Annotated in this window: 2 protein-coding genes; both read right to left on the bottom strand. The window is 73.5% G+C overall.

The genetic code is table 11. The features are described 5' to 3' along the window. Nucleotides 1-2,562, bottom strand: a 2,562-nt coding sequence (locus C1I98_RS10130; protein WP_146607356.1) for a type I polyketide synthase, incomplete at its 3' end; no start/stop codon positions are given. Continuing rightward, nucleotides 2,555-22,435, bottom strand: coding sequence for a type I polyketide synthase (locus C1I98_RS42725; RefSeq protein ID WP_199536838.1), 19,881 nt, complete (start codon nt 22,433-22,435; stop codon nt 2,555-2,557). The genes C1I98_RS10130 and C1I98_RS42725, both read right to left, overlap by 8 nt.

Raw genomic sequence — 22,435 nt, 5'->3', positions numbered from 1 at the left:
AAGAGACAGCAGCGAGGCGAGGAACCGCCGCGGCCCGCCCTCGTCCCGGCGCAGCGTGCCGATCACCAGGGCGTCCACCCCGGCCGCCTCGGCGGTCTCGGCGACGCCGACGGTGAGCACCGGGTGCGGGCTGGACTCGACGAACGCCCGCGTGCCGCGTCCCAGCAGCATCTCGATCACGGGCGCGAAGCGGACCGTCTCCCGCAGGTTGGTGTACCAGTACTCGGCGTCGAGCCGGGCCGTGTCCACCGGGCCGCCGGTCACGGTGGAGTAGAACGGGATGTCGGCGGTGCGCGGCTCGACCTGCGCCAGGTCCTGCAAGAGCCGGTCGCGCAGGGTCTCGACGTGCGCGGAGTGGGAGGCGTAGTCCACGGGGATGCGCTTGTGCCGTACGTCGCGCTCGGCCAGTACGGCGGCCAGCTTCTCCAACTCCAGCCCGTCGCCGGACACCACGACCGAGGCCGCGCCGTTGACCGCGGCCATCGACAGACCGGGCAGGCCGGTCGCGCGCAGCAGCCCCGCGACCTCCGCCTCGCCCAGCGCCACCGACATCATGCCGCCGCCGAGCCCGGCCAGCGTCTCGCCGATCAGCTTGCTGCGCAGCGCGACCACGCGGGCCCCGTCGCGCAGGCTCAACGCCCCGGCCACGCAGGCCGCGGCGATCTCACCCTGCGAGTGGCCGACGACGGCCGCAGGACGTACGCCGTGCGCCCGCCAGTGTTCGGCCAGCGACACCATCACGGCCCACAGGACCGGCTGGACCACGTCCACCCGTTCCAGCGACGGCGCGCTGCGCAGCATGTCCGGCAGCCGCCAGTCCACCCACTCGGCCAGGGCGTCCCCGCACGCGCCCATGGCCTCGGCGAACGCGGGCGAGGTATCCAGCAGCTCCAGGCACATGCCTGCCCACTGCGAACCCTGGCCGGGGAAGACGAACACCGGCTTGGGCGCTGCGGGCGGCGCGAGGCCGACATCGCCGTGGCCGTCCGCCAGGGCGGACAGCCCGTCCAGCACCTCGTCCCGGTCACGCCCGGCCACGACCGAGCGGTGTTCGAGGCGGGCCCGGGTCGTGGCCAGCGAGTAGGCGACGTCCGCGACGTCAAGGTCCGGGTGGGCGCGCAGGTGGGCGGCGAGGCGTCCGGCCTGGGCGCGTACCGCGGCCTCGGTCCTGGCCGACAGGGCGAGCGGCACGATGGGCGCGGGGGCGGGCTTCGACGGCTCCGGCGGCTCCTCGCCGGGGGCCTCCTCCAGAATGATGTGCGCGTTGGTGCCACTGGCCCCGAACGACGAGATCCCGGCCCGCCGCGGATGCCCGTTCGCCTGCCAGGGGCGTTCCTCGGTGAGCAGTTCGACCGCGCCCGACGACCAGTCCACATGCGGCGTCGGCGCGTTCACATGGAGGGTGCGGGGCAGCATGCCGTGCCGCATCGCCATCACCATCTTGATCACGCCGGCGACGCCGCCCGCCGCCTGGGCGTGCCCGATGTTGGACTTGATCGAGCCGATGGCGAGCGGCCGGTCGCGGTTCTGCCCGTACGTGGCCAGCAGCGCCTGCGCCTCGATCGGGTCGCCCAGTTTGGTACCGGTACCGTGCGCCTCGACGGCGTCCACCTGGTCGGCGGGCACCCGGGCGTTGGCCAGCGCCTGGCGGATCACCCGCTCCTGGGAGGGCCCGTTGGGCGCCATCATGCCGTTGGACGCGCCGTCCTGGTTGACGGCGCTGCCCTTGATCACGGCGAGGACGCGGTGCCCGTTCGCGCGGGCGTCGGACAGACGTTCCAGTGCCACCAGGCCGACGCCCTCCGACCAGCCGGCCCCGTCGGCCGCCGCCGCGAACGCCTTGCACCGGCCGTCCGCCGCCAGCGCCCGCTGCCTGCTGAACTCGATGAACATGACGGGCGAGTACATCACCGTCACGCCGCCCGCCAGCGCCAGTGAGCACTCCTTCTGGCGCAGCGACTGCACCGCCAGGTGCAGCGCCACGAGGGAGGACGAGCACGCGGTGTCCAGCGACACGGCCGGGCCCTCGAAGCCGAACGTGTAGGCGACCCGGCCGGAGACGACGCTGCCCGCCGTGCTGTTGTCGCCGTAGTCGTGGTACATGACCCCGGCGAACACGCCGGTGTCGGTGCCGCGCCGCGTGTGCGGGTCGATCCCGGCGTGCTCCAGCGCCTCCCACGCGGCCTCCAGCAGCAGCCGCTGCTGCGGGTCCATGGTCAGCGCCTCGCGGGGGCCGACGCCGAAGAACACCGGGTCGAAGTCGGCGGCCTCCCGCAGGAACCCGCCCTCTTTCACATACGAACTATTGGGCCGCGCGCCCTCCGGATCGTAGATCGTCTCCAGGTCCCAGCCACGGTCGCCGGGGAACTCGGAGATCGCGTCCTCCCCCGAGGCGACGAGCCGCCACAGATCATCCGGCGAGGCCACCCCGCCCGGGTACCGGCACGACATGCCGACCACGGCGATGGGCTCCCGCGACGCGGCCACCACCTTGCGCAGCCTGTCGGTCTCCTTGGCCGACGCCCGCAGGGCCTCGACCAGCCGCTCTTCGGACTTACTCATCGGCGTTCCACGCTTCCCCTGAGGTGTCGTCGAGTACCAGGTTGATCAGGCTTTCGGCGTCCATGTCGTCGATGTCGCCGCCGTTGTTGGTCTGGGTGCCGCCGTTGTGACCGGCCAGTTCCATCAGCCGGTCCAGCAGGCCGGAACTCTTCAGGCTGGTCAGCGGGATCGACTCGATGATCTTCCGGATCGCCTCGTCCTCCTCGCTCCCGGCCATTTCCTTGCGGATCCGCTCCGCGAGGGCCTGGGCGTTCGGGTGGTCGAAGATGACGGTGGCGGGCAGGCGCAGGCCCGTCGCGGCGTTGAGGCCGTTGCGCAGCTCCACCGCGCCGAGGGAGTCGAAACCCAGCTCCTGGAAGGCGCGCTGTGGGCCGATGGCGTCGGCGGAACGATGTCCGAGCACGGTCGCGACGTGGGTGCGCACGAGGTCGAGTACGGCCTGGTCGCGTTCCTCCGGGGAGAGCGCGTCCAGCTTTCCGCGGAACGCTTCGGCGTTCGTCGCGGTCGTGGCGGCGGTACGGCGTTCCTTGGGCAGCAGGCCGCGCAGCAGGTGCGGGAGGGTATCGCCCCGGGCGCGCAGCGCGGCCAGGTCGTACCGGACCGGGACCACCCCAGCCGCATCGGTGGTCAGTGCGTGATCGAACAGCGTCAGGGCCTCATCGACCTCGAACGGGACCATTCCCCAGCGGCGGATGCGCTGCACCTCCGACTCGCCGAGCTGCCCGCCCAGACCGTGCTCACCACCCCACAGGCCCCAGGCCAGCGAGGTCGCCGGGCGTCCCTGCGCGCGAGCCTGCTGAGCCAGGCCGTCCAAGAACGCGTTCCCGGCCGCGTAGTTCGCCTGACCAGGGTTGTCCACCAGGGAGGCGATCGAGGAGAACGACACCAGCCTCGTTTCCTCGGGCAGCAGGTCGTGCAGGTGCCAGGCGGCGTCCACCTTCGGCCGCAACACCCGCTCCACCTGCTCGGCCGTCATCTCGGCCAGCACCGCGTTGGAGCCGATCCCGGCCGCGTGTACCACCGTGCCCACCGACCGGCCTGCCAGCAGATCGGCCACCGCCTGGCGGTCGGTCACATCACACGCCACGACCTCCGCGCCCAGCTCATCGCGCAACTCGATCGCACCCGGCGCGTCCAGGCCAGTGCGGCTGACCAGCACCAGGTCTTTCATCCCGTGCTTGGCGACCAGGTGCCGGGCCACCAGCGCACCCAGCCCGCCCGTGCCACCGGTGATCAACACCGGACCGCGCAATCCCGCAGGATCGCCGGCCTCGGCGCGGGCCAGGCGCGGGATCAGCACCCGCCCGTCACGGACCGCGACCTGCGGCTCATCACCCGCGAGCAGTACCGGCCCGTCGGTGTCCACCAGCACGAACCGGCCCGGGTACTCCGCCTGCGCCGACCGCACCAGGCCCCACACCGCAGCCCCGGCCAGGTCATCCACACCCTCACCGGAGGTGGTCGCCACCGCGCCTTGGGTCACCACCACCAGCCGCGACTCGGTGGACCGCTCCTCACTCACCCACTCTTGAAGGACGGTCAGCACTTCCTGGACCGCCGCGCGTACCCCCTCCGGCCCATCACCGGCCGGACACCGCAACACCACCGCCTCCGGCGCCGGCTCATCGGACGGAAGGTCGGCCGGGGACCAGTTCAGCCGGTAGAGCGAGTCGCGCTGCCCGGTCTGCGCGGCCTGGATCTGCTCGACGGACACCGGCCGGGCGACCAGCGACCCGATCGACGCCACCGGCCGGCCTGCCGGGTCGGCCAGCTCGACCGCCATCTGATCGCCTGTGCTGACGATCCTTACCCGGACGGCGGACGCCCCCATCGCGTGCAGCGACACTCCACTCCAGGCGAAGGGGACCATCGGGGTCTGCGGCCCGTCCATGGCGCGGACGGCGAGGGAGTTCACGTGCATGGCGGCGTCCAGCAGGGCGGGGTGCAGGCCGTAGCCCGTGGTGGTGACGTCGTCGGGCACTGCGACCTCGGCGTACAGGTCGCCGCCGTGCCGCCAGGCGGCTCGCAGTCCCTGGAAGGCGGGGCCGTAGCCGTAACCGGCCGCCGCCAGCTCCTCGTACACCCCGGCGAGGTCCAGGACCTCGGCTCCCGGCGGCGGCCAGGCCGTCGCTTCCCACGTCCCGCGCTTGTCGTCGGGGGCCACCGTGCCGGATGCGTGCAGCGTCGTACCGGACGAGGCCACGCTGTAGACCGCGACCGGACGACGCCCGGCCTCGTCCGCGCCCTCTACCACTACCTGGATCGCGATTCCGCCCTCATCGGGCACCACCAGCGGCGCGTGCAGCGTCAACTCCTCGATGCTCCGGCACTCCACCCGGTCGGCGGCCTGCAACGCCAGCTCCACGAAGGCCGTCCCGGGCAGGATGACCTGCCCGAGTACGGCGTGGTCGGCCAGCCACGGCTGCTCGCCGATGGACAGGCGGCCGGTCAGCACCACGCCACCCGAGCCGGGCAAGGAGATCATCGCGCCCAGCAGCGGGTGATCGGCGGGGCGCTGCCCCATCCGGGTCACGTCCCCGGCCTCGTGCGCCGGTTCCAGCCAGAAGCGTTCGTGCTGGAACGCGTACGTGGGCAGGTCCACCCGGCGGCCCCGGCCGGCCAGCGCGGCCTTCCAGTTCACCGCGACACCGGACGCCCAGGCCCGGCCCAGCCCCGACCACAGGGCTTCGACCTCGGGGCGGTCCTTGCGCAGCAGCGGCACGAACACCCGGCCGTCTTCCAGGACGGCTTCGGCCAGGCTCGTCAGCACCCCATCCGGGCCGATCTCCACGAACCGGGTCACACCATCGGCGGCCATCGCGGCCACCCCGTCACCGAACCGGACCGCCCGGCGCACATGCCCGACCCAGTACCCCGGCGAGCACACCTCCGGCCCGGCCCAGGTACCGGACACGTTCGACACCAGCGGCAGGCGCGGCTGCTCGAACCGGACGCGCGATGCGGCGTCGGCGAAGTCCTCGAGCATCGGGTCCATCAGCCCGGAATGGAACGCGTGCGAGACCCGCAACCACCGGGACCGCCATCCGCGCTCGGCAAGTACCTCCAACGCCTGACGATCCCCGGAGACCACGACCGCAGAAGGCCCGTTCACCGCCGCGATGGACAGGCCCAGTTCCGTGGCCGCCTCGCTGACCTCCTGCTCAGTGGCCGTGACGGCGAGCATCGCCCCGCCCTCCGGCAGAGCTTGCATCAACCTGCCTCGGGCGGCGACCAGCGCCGCCGCGTCCTGAAGGGAGAACACCCCCGCCACATGCGCTGCGGCCAGCTCACCGATCGAGTGACCCATCACCGCATCCGGCACCACACCCCACGACTCCACCAGCCGGTACAAACCGACCTGGAGAGCGAACAACCCGGCCTGCGCATACGCCGTCTGCTCCAGAGCAGCGGCATCGGACCCCCACATCACCTCACGCAGCGGACGATCCGACACCCGATCGACCACCGCGCAGACCTCGTCCACCACACCGGCGAACACCGGGAAGCTCTCGTACAGCTCCCGGCCCATCCCCAGCCGCTGCGAACCCTGACCGGAGAACAACATCCCAGTCCGCCCCGCCAGCACAGCCGAACCGGCATCCAGCCCATCCAGCCCGGCCAGAAGCTCGTCCCGGTCCCCGGCCACGACGACCGCACGCCGTTCCAGCGCCGCCCGCGTGGTCAGCGAAACCGCCACATCAGCGACCTCCAGCTCCGGACGCGCCCGCAGATGCGCCGCCAGTCGCTCGGCCTGCTCGCGCAACCCCGCCTCGCTCCACGCCGAAACCACCACCGGCACCACACCGGACGGCGGAGCCTCGGCGGGCTCCACTTCTGGGGCCTGCTCCAGGATGACGTGCGCGTTGGTGCCGCTGATCCCGAACGAGGACACCCCCGCCCGGCGCGGCCGATCCACCTCCGGCCATTCGCGGGCCTCGGTCAGCAGCTCCACCGCACCGGCCGACCAGTCCACATGCGGCGTCGGCTCATCGACGTGCAACGTGGCCGGAAGCATGCCGTTCCGCATCGCCATGACCATCTTGATCACACCGGCCACGCCCGCCGCCGCCTGGCTGTGCCCGATGTTCGACTTGATCGATCCCAACCACAGCGGCTCCTGGCGGTCCTGCCCATAAGTGGCCAGCAACGCCTGGGCCTCGATCGGGTCCCCCAGCGTCGTCCCGGTGCCGTGGGCTTCGACCGCATCGACGTCGTGAACCGACAGCCCGGCATTAACCAGCGTCTGCCACACCAGCCGTTCCTGCGAAGGCCCATTCGGCGCGGTGAGCCCGTTCGACGCCCCGTCCTGGTTGATCGCCGAGCCGCGTACGACCGCCAGCACTTCATGACCGTTCCGCTGAGCGTCCGACAGCCGCTCAAGTACCAGCACCCCGACGCCTTCTGACCAGCTTGTCCCGTCCGCCGCACCGGCGAAGGACTTGCTGCGCCCGTCCGGCGCGAGACCCCGCTGCAGGGAGAACTCGACGAACGAATCCGGCGTGGCCATCACCGTGACACCGCCGGCCAGCGCCAGCGAGCACTCCCCCTGCCGCAGCGACTGCGCCGCCCAGTGCAGCGCGACCAGCGACGACGAGCACGCCGTGTCCACCGACACCGCCGGACCCTCCAGCCCGAAGGTGTAGGACACCCGCCCCGACACCACACTGCCGCCGGCGCCGGAGTCGGCGTAGTCGTGGTACATCACCCCGGCGAAGACCCCGGTCCGGCTGCCGCGCAGCCCCTGCGGGTCGATCCCGGCCCGCTCCAACGCCTCCCACGAGACCTCAAGCAACAACCGCTGCTGCGGGTCCATCGCCAGCGCCTCACGCGGACTGATCCCGAAGAACCCCGGATCGAACTCCGCCGCATCATGCAGGAACCCGCCATCGCGCACATACGAGCGACCGGCCAGACCCGGCTCCGGATCGAACATCGCGTCGATGTTCCACCCGCGATCGGTCGGGAACCCCGAGATCGCGTCCACCTGATCCGCGACCAGCCGCCACAGCCCCTCGGGCGAGTCCACTCCGCCCGGGTACCGGCAGGACATCCCCACGATCACCACGGGATCGTCATCCAGAGCCACCACCGCCTGCGCCGGAGCGGCGGCAGCCGTACTCACCCGCCCGGTCCCCGCCAGCTCACCCAGCAGGTACTCCGCCAGCACACGCGGAGACGGATAGTCGAACACCAGCGTCGCCGGAAGCCGCAGGCCCGTCACCGAGCCAAGCCCATTGCGCAGTTCCACCGCCGTCAGCGAATCGAACCCGAGGTCCGAGAACGCCCGCTCCGGCTCCACCGCCTCAGCCGACCCGTGCCCCAGCACCGACGCCACCTGAGCCCGGACCAGGTCCAGAACGGTCTGCGGCGTCCACGACGATCCCCGTGAGGGGGCGATGCTCCGGGCCGGCCTGCCCGCCAGTCCCTTGAGCACGCTGGGAAGCGACGCGCCGCGAGCACGAAGGGCGTTCAGGTCGAATCGCACGGGTGCCAGCACCGCCGCATCGACACCGAGCGCGGTGTCCAGCAGGGCCAGCCCTTCCTCCGCAGTCAGGGCGAGCACGCCTTCGCGGCTCATCCGGGACCGGTCCACCTCGGCCAGCGAGCCGCCCATGCCTTCGGCCTGTTCCCACAGACCCCAGGCCAGCGACAGGCCACCGCGTCGCTGTGCCAGCGCGTCCAGGAACGCGTTGCCCGCCGCGTAGTTCGCCTGACCGGCACTGCCCATCAGGCCGGCTCCGGAGGAGAACAGTACGAAGGCCGACACGTCCGGCAGCAGCTCGTGCAGATGCCAGGCCGCGTCCACCTTGGGCCGGAGAACAGTGGCCATCCGGTCCGGCGTCATGGACTCGATCACACCGTCGTCCAGCACACCGGCCGCATGCACCACCGCACCGACAGCACGGCCCGCCAGCAGCCCGGCCAGCGCCTCCCGATCGGCCACATCACACGCGGCGACCTCCACCGATGCACCCAGCCCGGCCAGCTCATCACGCAACCCCACCGCACCCGGCGCGTCCAACCCACGCCGCCCGACCAGCACCAACTCCCGCACCCCATGCACGGAGACCAGGTGCCGAGCCACCAACGCACCCAGCCCACCCGAGCCACCGGTCACCAGCACCGGACCCCGCAACTGCGGCAACTCCCCGGCCACCGCACGCACCCGAGCCAGCCGGGGCAGGAACACCCGCCCGTCCCGCACCGCGTACTCCGACTCACCGTCCACCAGCGAAGGCACCGGACCATCGGTGTCCACCAGCACGAACCGCCCCGGGTGCTCGGCCTGCGCCGACCGCACCAGACCCCAGACCGCCGCACCCGCCAGATCATCCACGACCTCACCAGCGGAGACCGCCACCGCACCACGCGTAACGATCACTAACCGGGAATCGTGGCACCGGTCGTCGGCCAGCCACTCCCGCACCAGCCCGAGCGCCCAGCGGGTCGCCTCGTGCACGGACTCCGGACCGGCGTCCGGCCCGGCCTGCGGGCACACCGCGACCACGGTGGACGGGGTCTGACCGTCCCAGTCGAGGCGGTCCCCGGCGAGCACGTACGCATCGTCCGCGCCGCCGCCGGGGATCTCGGCCGTCCGGGTCCACTCCACACGCAGCAGCGAGCCGTCCGGGCCGCTGCTGAACTGCTTCGGCTCGACGGCCGTCGCGAGCATCGAGTCGATCCTGGCGACCAGCCTGCCGGTCTCGTCGGCGATGTCCATGGCGATGCCGTCGCCCCGGCGGCGCTCCGTGTCCGGCGGCACCAGCCGGACCCGGAGGGACGCCGGGCCTGCGTCGTACAGCCGGACGCCCCGCATGGACAGCAGCACGGGCACCAGGCCGCCGGAGATGTTCTCCGCCTCATCGACCAACTGCACGTGCCCGGCGGCGTCCAGCATGGCGGGGTGGATGGCGAACCGGGGGGTGTCGGCCTGGTACTCGTCGGGCAGCCGGACCTCGGTGAACCATTCCTCGCCGCGCCGCCAGGCGGCCCGCAGGCCACGGAAGGACGGGCCGAAGTTGTAGCTGAGCCGGGCCAGCCGGGCGTAGAGGTCGCTGGTGTCCACGGGTTCCGCGCCGGCGGGCGGCCACACGGCCAGGTCGGTGCGCGGCGGCGTGCCGTCCGAGGTGCTGAGGAAGCCGGTGGCGTTGCGGATCCACTCGCCGGGCTCGTCCAGGTCCGGGCGGGCGTCGCCGTCGAGGCGGTAGTGCATGCTGATCGGGCGGCGGCCGTCCGGGCCGGGCGCGCCGATCCGGATCTGGAGCTGCGCGCCGCCGGTCTCAGGCAGGATGATCGGGGCCTGGAAGTTCAGCTCGTCCACCTGGTCGCAGCCGATCCGCCGACCGGCCGACATGGCCAGCTCCAGCAGTCCGATGCCGGGCAGGATCGGCATGTGCATGACGTCGTGGTGGGCGAGCCACGGGTGGGTGCTCTGCGCCAGGCGGGTGGTGAACATCCACCCTTCGCCGTCGGCCAGGCTCAGCGCCGCGCCCAGCATGGGGTGATCGACGCTGTCCAGGCCGAGTCCCTCGGCGCCGCCCGCCCGCCTCGGGCCTCCCGACAGCCAGTGGCGGGAGCGCTGGAAGGCGTACGTCGGCAGCGCGGCCTTCTCGCCGTCGCCCAGTACGGCCGCCCAGTCCACCGGCACGCCGTGGGCGTGCAGGTCCGCTACCGCCCGGGTGATCGTCTGCTCCTCGGGGCGCGATTCGCGCAGCGCGGAGGTGGCGAAGGCGTCTTCGGTGTCGGGGAGGCAGTGGCGGGTCATCGCGGTGAGCGTGCCGTCCGGGCCCAGTTCCAGGAAGGTCGTGACGCCCTGATCGGCCAGCCAGGCGATGCCGTCGGCGAAGCGTACGGCCTCGCGGACGTGCCGCACCCAGTAGTCGGGGGCGCACAGCTCCTCGTCCGGCACGGGCGCGCCGGTGAGGTTGGAGACGATGGGGACGGCGGGCGGCCGGTAGGTCAGCTCGGCCGCGACGCGGCGGAACTCCTCCAGCATGCCGTCCATGTGGTGGGAGTGGAAGGCGTGGCTGACCCGCAGTCTGCGGGTGCGGCGGCCCTGGCCCGCCCAGTGGGCGGCGAACGCGGTCACGGGGTCCTCGTCGCCGGAGACGACCACGGACGCCGGGCCGTTGACGGCGGCCAGGGCGACCCCGTCGGGAAGCGGCGCGATCTCCGCCTCGGACGCCTGGACGGCGATCATCGCGCCGCCGCGCGGCTGCGCCTGCATGAGCCTGCCCCGGGCGGCGACCAGCCTGGTCGCGTCCTCCAGGGACAGGACACCGGCGACGTGGGCGGCGGCCAGTTCGCCGATGGAGTGGCCGAGCAGATGGTCGGGCCGCACGCCCCACCCGTCCATCAGCCGGTACAGGGCCACCTCGACGGCGAACAGCGCCGCCTGGGCGTACATGGTCTCGTCGATCAGGGCGGGGTCGGCGAGCGCGTCCTGGAGGGGGCGGTCCAGGTGGCGGTCCAGGTACGCGCAGACCTCGTCGAACGCCTCGGCGTAGGCGGGGTGCCGCCGGTACAGCTCGGCGCCCATGCCCACGCGCTGGCTGCCCTGCCCGGTGCACAGGAACGCGACCTTGCCGGGCCGCGCCTGCGCACTGGCGGTCGTGCCCTGTGCGAGGGCGTCGAGGTCGCGCAGCAGTGCCGCCCGGTCGGCGGCGACCACCGCGGCGCGGTGCTGGAAGTGGCTGCGGCCGGTGGCCAGCGTCCGCGCGACCGCGTCGGGCGCGAGCGCGGGGTTCGCGACCAGGTGATCCCGCAACTTCCCGGCCTGCGCCCGCAACGCCTCCGTGCTCCGCCCGGACAGCAAGTAGGGCACCGGCCGATCCGCCCCGGCGTCCTCGACCGCCGGGGCAGGGTCGTCTTCGGGATGTTCCAGGATGACGTGGGCGTTGGTGCCGCTGATGCCGAAGGCCGAGACACCGGCGCGGCGCGGGTGGCCGTTGCGGTGCCAGGCGACCGGCTCGGACAGCAGGCGGACCCCGCCCGAGGACCAGTCCACGTGCGGGGTCGGCTGCTCGGCGTGCAGGGTCGGCGGGAGCGTGCCGTTCCGCATCGCCATGACCATCTTGATCACCCCGGCGACACCGGCGGCGGCCTGGGTGTGCCCGATGTTGGACTTGACGGTACCGAGCCACAGCGGCTCGGCGCGGTCCTGGCCGTAGGCGGTGAGCAGGGCCTCGGCCTCGATCGGGTCGCCCAGCGTGGTGCCGGTGCCGTGCGCCTCCACCACGTCCACGTCGGCGGCCGACAGCCGGGCGTTGGCCAGCGCCTGCCGGATGACCCGCTGCTGGGACAGGCCGTTGGGGGCGGTCAGGCCGTTGCTGGCGCCGTCCTGGTTGATCGCCGAGCCGCGGATCAAGGCCAGTACCGGGTGGCCGTTGCGGCGGGCGTCCGACAGGCGTTCCAGCACCAGCATCCCGGCGCCCTCCGCCCAGCCGGTGCCGTCGGCGGCGGCCCCGAACGCCTTGCAGCGCCCGTCGGCCGCCAGGCCGCCCTGCTTGCCGAACTCGGTGAACCCCATCGGGCTGGACATCACCGCCACGCCGCCGGTGAGCGCGAGCGAGCATTCGCCGTTGCGCAGCGACTGCACGCCCAGGTGCAGCGTGACGAGGGAGGAGGAGCAGGCGGTGTCCACGGTCACGGCCGGCCCTTCCAGGCCGAGCACGTACGCGACCCGCCCGGACACGACGGCCCCCGAGGTGCCGGTGAGCAGGTAGCCCTCGGCCTCCTCGGGAAGGTCCTGAACGTCGTCGGAGTAGTCGGCGTTGCCGACGCCGGTGAACACCGCGGTCTGGCTGCCGCGCAGCGTGGCGGGGTCGATGCCGACGCTCTCGATGGCCTCCCAGGCGGTCTCCAGCATGAGCCGCTGCTGCGGGTCCATGGTGACCGCCTCGCGAGGGCTGAGCCCGAAGAAGGACGCGTCGAACATGGCCGCGTCGTACAGGAAGCCGCCCTCGCGTACCTGCATGTCGCCGAGCGCGTCCAGGTTCCAGCCCCGGTCGGCGGGGAACGCGCCGACGGCGTCCACGCCCCCGGCGACCAGTTCCCACAGCTTCTGCGGCGTGTCCGCGCCGCCGGGGTAGCGGCAGCTCATGCCGATGACCGCGATGGGGTCGTCGTCGAGCGCGGCGGCGGGGACGGGCTCCGCGCCGGTGGGCAGGTCCTGCCCGCCGGGCAGCAGGGTGTCGAGGTGCGCGGCCAGCGCGGCGGCGTTGGGGTGGTCGAAGACGAGGGTGGTGGGCAGCCGCAGGCCGGTGCCGGCGGCGACCCGGTTGCGCAGCTCGACCGCCATCAGCGAGTCGAACCCCAGCTCCTTGAACGCCCGGTTCATCTCGACCTGGTCCGCGCCGCCCAGCCCGAGCACCGCCGCGACGTGCGTGGACACCAGCTCGCGCAGTACGGTGTCGCGTTCGGCGCGGGACGCCCCGGCGAGCCGGCCCGCCAGCCCGGTGTCGGCCGCGCCCTGCGGGGTCTCGGCGGCGAGGGCCCGCACCTCGGGCAGGTCGCCGATCAGGGCGCTCTGCCGGGCGGCGGTGAAGCCCGGCACGAACCTGGGCCAGTCGATGTCGGCGACCACGGCGTTGCCGTCGCCCTGGCCGGCGACCAGGCGCAGCGCGGTGACGGCCTCCTCGGGCGGCATCGCGTACAGGCCGCGGCGGCGGAGCAGGTCGGTGGCCACGCCCTCGCCCATGCCGGCCCCGGCCCACAGTCCCCAGGCGATGGTGGTCGCCGGGAGTCCCCTGGCGGCGCGGTGCCGGGCGAGCGCGTCCAGGTAGGCGTTGGCGGCGGCGTACGCGGCCTGGCCGCCGCCGCCCCAGATGCCCGCGCCGGAGGAGAACAGCACGAACGCCTCCAGGTCGCCGAGGAGTTCGTCCAGGTTGGCCGCACCGCCCGCCTTGGCGGCGAGGGCGTCGGCCAGTTCGTCCGGGGTGGTGTCCTCGATCGTCGCCGAGGTGGACACGCCGGCGGCGTGGACGACGGCGCTGAACCGCGTGCCGTCGGCGGCCAGCCGTTCGAGCATGGCCGCGACCTGGTCGCGGTCGGCCACGTCGCACACGACGATCTCGACGTCCGCGCCGAGCCCGGCCAGTTCGGCGCGGAGGTCGGAAGCGCCGGGCGAGTCCGCGCCGCGCCTGCTGGTCAGGATCAGCCGGGTGGCCCCGGCACGGGCCAGGTCCCTGGCGACGTGCGCGCCGAGCGCGCCGGTGCCGCCGGTGATCAGTACCGCGCCGCCCGGCGTCCATGGCCGGGATTCGGACGGTACGGCGGCGTGCGCCAGCCTGCGGGCGAACATCCCGGACGGGCGCAGCGCGAGCTGGTCCTCACCGTGCGATCCGGCGAGGACCCGGCACAGCCGGTCGGCGGCCCGCTCGTCCAGGCCGCCGGACAGGTCGGGAAGGTCGATCAGGCCGCCCCACCCGCCGGGCCGCTCCAGCGCGGCGACCAGGCCGAGCCCCCAGGTCTGCGCCTGGACGGGGCGGCGCAGCGCGTCGGACCGGCCGATGGACACCGCGCCGCTGGTGGCGCACCAAAGGCGCGTCCGCAGTTCGAGGGCGTCCATGGCCTGGACCAGCGCAAGCGTGACGGCGAGCCCGGCCGGTACGTGCGGCCGGTCCGCCAGGGGCTGTTCGTCCAGCGCCGCCAGGCACAGCACACCCGCGGGGACGCGGTCGCCGAGCAGGTCCGCGAGACGGGCGGCGAGGGCGTCCCGGTCGGCGTCGGCCGCGGTGGTGGTCAGGGAGAGCACGTCGGCCCCGCGCATGGCCAGCGCCTCGCGTACGGCGGGCACGTCCGGGCCCGCGACCAGCCAGGTTCCGTCGAGCCGGTCCGGGCCCGTGACGGTCACCGGCTTCCAGGTGACCTCGTAGCGCCGGCCGTTGACGACGGCCTCGGTGTTGCGCCTGCGGTGCCAGGTGGCCAGGGCGGGCAACACCTCGCCGAGCGGCCCGTCGTGGTCGATCTCCAAGGTGGCGGCGAGCGCCCGCAGGTCGCCGCGTTCGACGGCCTGCCAGAAGCCGGACTCCACGGCGGTCACGCCGGTCGCCCCGGCGGCGGCGTCTTCGGCCACGGTGTCGGGCCAGAACCGCTGCCGCTGGAACGCGTACGTCGGCAGGTCCACCCTGCGCCCGCCCGCCGTCAGCGCGGGCCAGTCCACGGCGACGCCGTTCACCCACGCCTCGGCGAAGGACAGCAGCAGCCGGTCCAGGCCGCCGTCGTTCCTGCGCAGGCTGCCGACGGCCGCGGCGGGCACGCCCGCCGACTCCGCGGTCTCCTGCACGGCCACGGTGAGGACGGGGTGCGGGGTCATCTCGACGAACACGCGGTGGCCGTCGTCGAGCAGCCGCCGGGTGGCTGCCTCGAAGTTCACCGTCTCGCGCAGGTTGCGGTACCAGTAGGCGGCGTCCATCCCGGAGCCGTCGACGCGCTCGCCGGACACCGTGGAGTACACCGGCACCGTGCCGGGCACGGGGGACACGCCCGCCAGGGTCTCGGCCAGGTCGCCGGCGATCTCCTCGACCTGCGGGGAGTGGGAGGCGTAGTCCACCGGGAGCCCGCGGGCGCGTACGCCGTCCTCGGCGGCCCCGGCCATCAGTTCTTCCAGCGCCTGCGGGTCGCCGGACACCACGACGGCGGCGGGGCCGTTGACCACCGCGATCGACACGCGGCCCGCCCAGGGGGCCAGCCGTTCGCGGGCGGCGTTCTCGCCCTCGGCGAGCGACACCATGCCGCCGCGCCCGGCGAGCACGCCCAGGGCGCGGCTGCGCAGCGTCACCACACGGATCGCGTCGGCCAGGCTCAGCGCGCCCGCCACGCAGGCGGCGGCGATCTCGCCCTGGCTGTGGCCGACGACAGCGGCCGGGCTCACGCCCGCGGCGCGCCAGGTCTCGGCCAGCGAGACCATCACCGCGAACAGCACCGGCTGCACGACGTCCACGCGCTCCAGGTCGGGGGCACCGGGGTCACCGCGCAGTACCGCGGTCAGGGACCAGTCCACCAGCGTGGACAGCTCGCGTTCGCACTCGGCCAGGCGCGCGGCGAAGACCGGCGAGGACTCCAGCAGGTCCACCGCCATGCCCGCCCACTGCGAACCCTGGCCGGGGAAGACGAACACCACGCCACCGGCCGCCGCGCTCTCGTCCAGGGCGGCGGGCCCACCGGCCACGACGTTGTCGGCGCTCTCCCCGCGCTCCAGCGCGGCGAGCCCGGCCGCCAGCGCCTCCTGATCCGCCCCGACGACCACGGCCCGCCGCGCCAGCACCGCCCTGGTCGCGGCGAGCGACCAGGCGACGTCCCGCACGTCCCCGGAGGGGTGGGCGGCGAGGCGGGCGGCCTGTGCGTGCAGCGCGGGCTCGGAGGCGGCCGACAGCACCCACGGAACGACGGCCGGAGCCGGTCGGTCCTGCCGGGGTTCTTCCTGGTGCGGGGGCTGTTCGATGATCACATGGGCGTTGGTGCCGCTGACGCCGAAGGAGGAGACCCCCGCTCGGCGGGGGCGCTCGCCGGCGGGCCAGGGGACGGCCTCGGTGAGCAGCCTGACCTCGCCCGCCGACCAGTCCACGTGGGTGGTGGGCTCGGTGACGTGCAGGGTCGGCGGCAACGTCTCGTGCCGCAGCGCCATCACCATCTTGATCAGCCCGGCCACGCCCGCCGCCGCCTGGGTGTGCCCGATGTTGGACTTGATCGAACCGAGCCACAGCGGTTCTTCCCGGTCCCGGCCATAGGTGGCCAGCAGCGCCTGCGCCTCGATCGGGTCGCCCAGCGTCGTGCCGGTGCCGTGCGCCTCGACCGCGTCCACCTCGCGGGCCTCCAGCCCGGCGTTCGCAAGCGCCTGGCGGATGACGCGCTGCTGGGAGGGGCCGTTCGGCGCGGTCAGCCCGTTGGAAGCGCCGTCCTGGTTGATCGCCGAGCCGCGCAGGACGGCCAGCACCTCGTGCCCGTTGCGGCGGGCGTCCGACAGCCGTTCCAGGACCACGAGCCCGACGCCCTCGGCCCAGTTGGTGCCGTCGGCGCTCTCGGAGAACGCCCCGCACCGCCCGCCCGGCGACAGTCCCCGCTGCCTGCTGAACGTGACGAACGTCCCCGGACTGGACAGGACCGTGACACCGCCCGCCAGCGCGATCGAACACTCGCCCTGCCGCAGCGACTGCGCCGCCAGGTGCAGCCCCACCAGCGACGACGAGCACGCCGTGTCCACCGAGACCGCCGGGCCTTCGAGCCCGAGCGTGTACGCGACCCGCCCCGAGATCACCGATCCCGAGGTGCCGGTGCTCAGGTACGCCTCGGTGTCCTCCGGCACGCTGAACCGGCCGTCCATCATGTAGTCGGGCAGCCCGAACCCGACGAACACGCCCGCCGGCGTCCCCCTGAGCCTGACCGGGTCGATCCCGGCCCGCTCGAACGCCTCCCAGGCCGCCTCCAGCACCAGCCGCTGCTGCGGGTCCATGGCCAGCGCCTCGCGCGGGCTGATCCCGAAGAACGCGTTGTCGAAGTCGGCCACGTCGTCCACGAACCCGCCCTCGCGGACGTAGGTGGTGTGCGGCCGATCGGGGTCAGGGTCGTACAGGGCGTCGAGGTCCCAGCCGCGGTCGGCGGGGAACGGCGAGATCGCGTCCACCCCGCCGGCGACCAGCCGCCACAGCTCCTCCGGGCTGTCGATTCCGCCCGGGTAGCGGCAGGACATGCCCACGATCACGATCGGGTCGTCGTCGGCCGCGGTCGTCACGCGGGGGCCCTGCGTGGCCCTGGCCCCCGACACCTCGGCGAGCAGGTGCTCGGCGAGGGCGAGCGGCGTCGGGTAGTCGAAGATCAGGGTGGCGGACAGGCGCAGGCCGGTGGCGGCGGCCATGGCGTTGCGCAGTTCGACGGCCGCCAGCGAGGTGAACCCGAGGTCCTGGAAGGCCCTGCCCGGATCGACGGCCGCTGCGGACTTCTGCCCGAGCACGTCCGCGACCTGCGTCCGTACCAGGAGGAGCACCTGTTCGCGGCGCTCGCGCTCGTCCATCCCGGCGAGGCGGCGGGCGAGCGAGGAGGCGCCGCCCGCCGTCCGGCGCGCGGGGCCGCGCAACTTGGCGGCCAGCGCCCCCGGCCGGGCATGGTCGATCTTGACGGGCGCCAGGCTCGCCGCCGCCCCTCCGGACAGTACGCGGTCGAGCAGGTCCAGCGCCTCGTCCGTGGGCAGCGGGAGCACGCCCGAGTTCCGCATCCTGGCCGTTTCGCCCTGGTCGAGCCGCCCGGCCATGGCGCTCTCCTCATCCCATGGCCCCCACGCGAGGGACAGGGCGGGCTTGCCTTCGGCCCGCCGAAGTTCGGCGAGGGCGTCCAGGAAGGCGTTGGCGGCGGCGTAGTTGGCCTGCGCCGGGCCGCCCAGCACCCCGGCGACCGAGGAGAACAGCACGAACGCCGGCACGTCCGGCAGCAGTTCGTGCAGGTGCCAGGCCGCGTCGGCCTTCGGCCGCAGGACCGCGGCCAGCCGTTCGGGCGTCATGGCGTCGAGTACGCCGTCGTCCAGGACTCCGGCGGCGTGGAACACGGCGTCGAGTTCACGGTCCGCCAGGAGTGCGGCCAGGGCGTCGCGGTCGGCCACGTCGCAGGCGGCGATCTCGACGTCCGCGCCGAGCGCGGTCAGCTCGTCCCGCAACTCGGCCGCGCCGGGCGCGTCCAGGCCGCGGCGGCTGACCAGCAGCAGGCCGCGCACCCCGTACTCGGCCACCAGGTGCCGGGCCACCACGGGGCCCAGGCCGCCGGTGGCCCCGGTGATCAGTACCGTGCCCGCGGGAGTCCATCCGGGGGTGTCGCCGTCCATCGCCGCCCTGGTCAGGCGGGGTACCAGGAGCCGGCCGTCACGGACGGCCAGCTCCGGCTCGGTCGCCGCCGCCGCCGCGATCTCCACCGCGGCCAGGTCATCGAGGTCGGCCAGGACGAACCGGTCGGGGTGTTCGGACTGCGCCGAGCGCAGCAGACCCCAGGCTGCGGCGTGCGCCAGGTCGGCCGGGCTTTCGCCCGGCCGCACCGCCACCGCCCCCCGGGTGGCCACGACCAGGCGCGCGGTGGCGTACCGCTCGTCGGCCGACCACTCGCGGACCACGGCCAGCACGTCAGAGAGCGTCTGGTGGACCGCGTCCGGCACGCCGCCCGCCGAAGCCGGCACCACCAGCACCACGGTCTCCGGCACGCCCGCCTCGGCCAGCCTGGCGAGGTCCGGGTGGACCGGCGTGCCGGGCAGCGCCGCCTGGAGCGCCGCCGCATCGGACCCGGTGGCCAGGAACGCGCCCGGCGTGGCGGTGCGCGGCGGGTCGTGCCGCGACCAGGACAGCCGGTAGAGGGATTCCAGCGAACCCTCCCGCGCGGCCTGCGCGGACACGATCTGCTCGATCGGCAGCGGACGCAGGGTGATCGAGGCCGCTTCGGCGACCGGCTGCGCCGTTTCGTCGGTGGCGGTCAGGCGGGTGCCGTTGATGTGGACGCGCAGGCTGCGCGCGTCCGAGGCGTGCAGGCGCAGGCCGGTCAACGCGGCCGGGGCGGCGGGCTCCGCGCCGCCCAGCAGGGTCCGGACGTGCAGGGCGGCGTCCAGCAGGGCCGGGTGCAGGGCGTAGCCGGTGGACTTCACCTCGTCGGGGAGGGCGACCTCGGCGTACAGGTCGTCGCCGCGCCGCCAGGCGGCCCGCAGGCCCTGGAAGGCCGGGCCGTGGCCGACGGGGCGGTCCTCGTCGTACACGCCTTCGATGTCCACGACCTCGGCTCCCGGCGGAGGCCAGGCGGCCGGCTCCCAGACCTCCTGCGCGTCGTCCGGGGACAGCGTGCCTGAGGCGTGCAGGGTCGTCGTGGTCTCGTCGCGGCTGTAGACGGCCACCATCCGGCGGCCGGCCTCGTCCGCGCCTTCGGCGACCACCTGGATCGCGACCCCGCCGTCCTGCGGCACGAGCAGCGGGGCGTGCAGGGTGAGTTCGTCGATCGTGCGGCAGTCCACCTGGTCGGCGGCCTGAAGGGCCAGTTCGGCGAACGCGCCGGCCGGGAGGACGACCTGGCCGAGCACGGTGTGGTCGGCCAACCACGGCTGATCCTGCACCGACAGGCGGCCCGTCAGCACGACGGACCCCGGCAAGGTGATCACCGCGCCGAGCAGCGGGTGGTCCGCCGCCGTCTGTCCCAGGGACGCCGGATCGCCGGTACCGCCGCTCATCTGCAACCAGTAGCGCTCCCGGTGGAAGGCGTACGTGGGCAGGTCCACCCGGCGGCCCCGACCGGCCAGCGCCGTCTTCCAGTTCACCGCGACACCGGACGCCCAGGCCCGGCCCAGCCCGGACCACAGGGCTTCGACCTCGGGGCGGTCCTTACGCAGCAGCGGCACGAACACCCGGCCGTCTTCCAGGACGGCTTCGGCCAGGCTCGTCAGCACCCCATCCGGGCCGATCTCCACGAACCGGGTCACACCATCGGCGGCCATCGCGGCCACCCCGTCACCGAACCGGACCGCCCGGCGCACATGCCCGACCCAGTACTCAGGGGTGCCCACCTCCGGCCCGGCCCAGGTACCCGACACGTTCGACACCAGCGGGATACGGGGGCTCGCGTACGTCACCCGGGCGGCGGCCTGGGCGAAGGCGTCGAGCATCGGGTCCATCAGCCCGGAATGGAACGCGTGCGAGACCCGCAACCACCGGGACCGCCATCCACGCGTCTCGGCGAGCACTTCCAACGCCGGGCGATCCCCGGAGACCACCACCGCGTTCGGGCCGTTGACGGCGGCGATGGACAGGCCCAGCTCCGTGGCGGCCTCGGTGACCTCTCGTTCAGTGGCCGTGACGGCGAGCATCGCCCCGCCCTCCGGCAGAGCTTGCATCAACCTGCCTCGGGCGGCCACCAACGCCGCCGCGTCCTGAAGCGAGAACACCCCCGCCACATGCGCTGCGGCCAGCTCACCGATCGAGTGACCCATCACCGCATCCGGCACCACACCCCACGACTCCACCAGCCGGTACAAACCGACCTGCAAGGCGAACAACCCGGCCTGCGCATAGGCCGTCTGCTCCAGAGCGGCGGCATCGGACCCCCACATCACCTCACGCAGCGGACGATCCAACACCTGGTCCGCCACCGCGCAGACCTCGTCCACCACCCCGGCGAACACCGGGAAAGCCTCATAAAGCTCCCGGCCCATCCCAAGACGCTGCGAACCCTGACCGGAGAACAACATCCCGGTCCGCCCCGACACCGGCTCAACACCGGGAATCAGCGTGTCCAGGCCATCGAGCAGCGCCTTACGGTCCCCGGCGACGACCACCGCACGCCGTTCGAGAGCGGCCCGGTTGGTCAGCGAAACCGCCACGTCGGCGATCTCCAGCTCAGGGTGCGCACGCAGATGCTCGGCCAACCGACCGGCCTGCTCACGCAACCCGGTCTCGGTCCGCGCCGACACCACCACCGGCAGCACCGGCAGCTCACCGACCGGCGCGTCAGCGGTCTCCGCGTCCTCTTCCGCCTCCGCTTCAGAGGCCTGCTCCAGAATGATGTGCGCGTTGGTGCCGCTGATCCCGAACGACGACACCCCGGCCCGGCGCGGCCGATCCACTTCCGGCCACCCCCGGGCCTCGGTCAGCAGCTCCACCGCACCCGCCGACCAGTCCACATGCGGCGTCGGCTCATCCACATGCAACGTCGGCGGCAGCACGCCCTGCCTGATCGCCATGACCATCTTGATCACACCGGCGACACCGGCGGCGGCCTGCGTGTGACCGATGTTCGACTTGATCGACCCCAGCCACAGCGGCTCGGCGGCACGGTCCTGGCCGTACGTCGTCAGCAGCGCCCGCGCCTCGATCGGGTCGCCCAGCGTGGTGCCGGTGCCGTGCGCCTCCACCGCGTCCACGTCGGCGGTCGAAAGCTGGGCGTTGGCCAGGGCCTGCCGGATCAGGCGCTCCTGGGAAGGGCCGTTCGGCGCGGTCAGCCCGTTGGAGGCCCCGTCCTGGTTGATCGCCGACCCCCGGAGCACGGCCAGCACCTCATGGCCGTTACGCCGGGCGTCCGACAGCCGTTCCAGTACGAGCACGCCCGCGCCTTCCGACCAGCTCGCCCCGTCGGCGGAGGCCGCGAAGGACTTGCTGCGCCCGTCGGGGGCCAGCCCGGACTGCCGGGAGAACTCCACGAAGGTCCCCAGCGTGGCCATCACGGTGACGCCGCCGGCCAGCGCCAGCGAGCACTCCCCCTGCCGCAGCGACTGCGCCGCCAGGTGCAGCGTCACCAGCGACGACGAGCACGCCGTGTCCACGGTGATCGCCGGGCCTTCCAGCCCGAAGGTGTAGGACACCCGGCCGGAGAGCACACTGGGGTGGACGCCGGTCCCGATGTATCCGTACAGCTCTTCGGGAATCGGCCCGCCGGTGGCGTAGTCGTCGTACATGACCCCGGCGAACACGCCGGTCCGGCTGCCGCGCAACGCGTGCGGATCGATCCCGGCCCGCTCCAGCGCCTCCCACGAGACCTCAAGCAACAACCGCTGCTGCGGGTCCATCGCCAGCGCCTCACGCGGGCTGATCCCGAAGAACCCCGGATCGAACTCCGCCGCGTCGTACAGGAACCCGCCCTCGCGCACGTACGACGTGCCGACCTTGCCCGGGTCGGGGTCGTACACCGCGTCGATGTCCCAGCCACGATCGGTCGGGAAACCGGAGATCGCGTCCACCCCTCCGGCCACCAGCCGCCACAGCCCCTCCGGGCTCGTCACGCCGCCGGGGAAGCGGCACGACATGCCGACGATGGCGATCGGCTCACGCGCCTTGTACTCGACCTGGCGCAGACGCCGGCGGGCCTGTTGCAGGTCGGCGGCGGCGCGCTTGAGATATTCGCGAAGCCTGTCATCAGTCGCCAT

The organism is Spongiactinospora gelatinilytica, from assembly GCF_003236385.1.
GTDB classification, from domain to species: domain Bacteria; phylum Actinomycetota; class Actinomycetes; order Streptosporangiales; family Streptosporangiaceae; genus Spongiactinospora; species Spongiactinospora gelatinilytica.
This window is presented reverse-complemented; position numbering and strand designations above follow the sequence as displayed.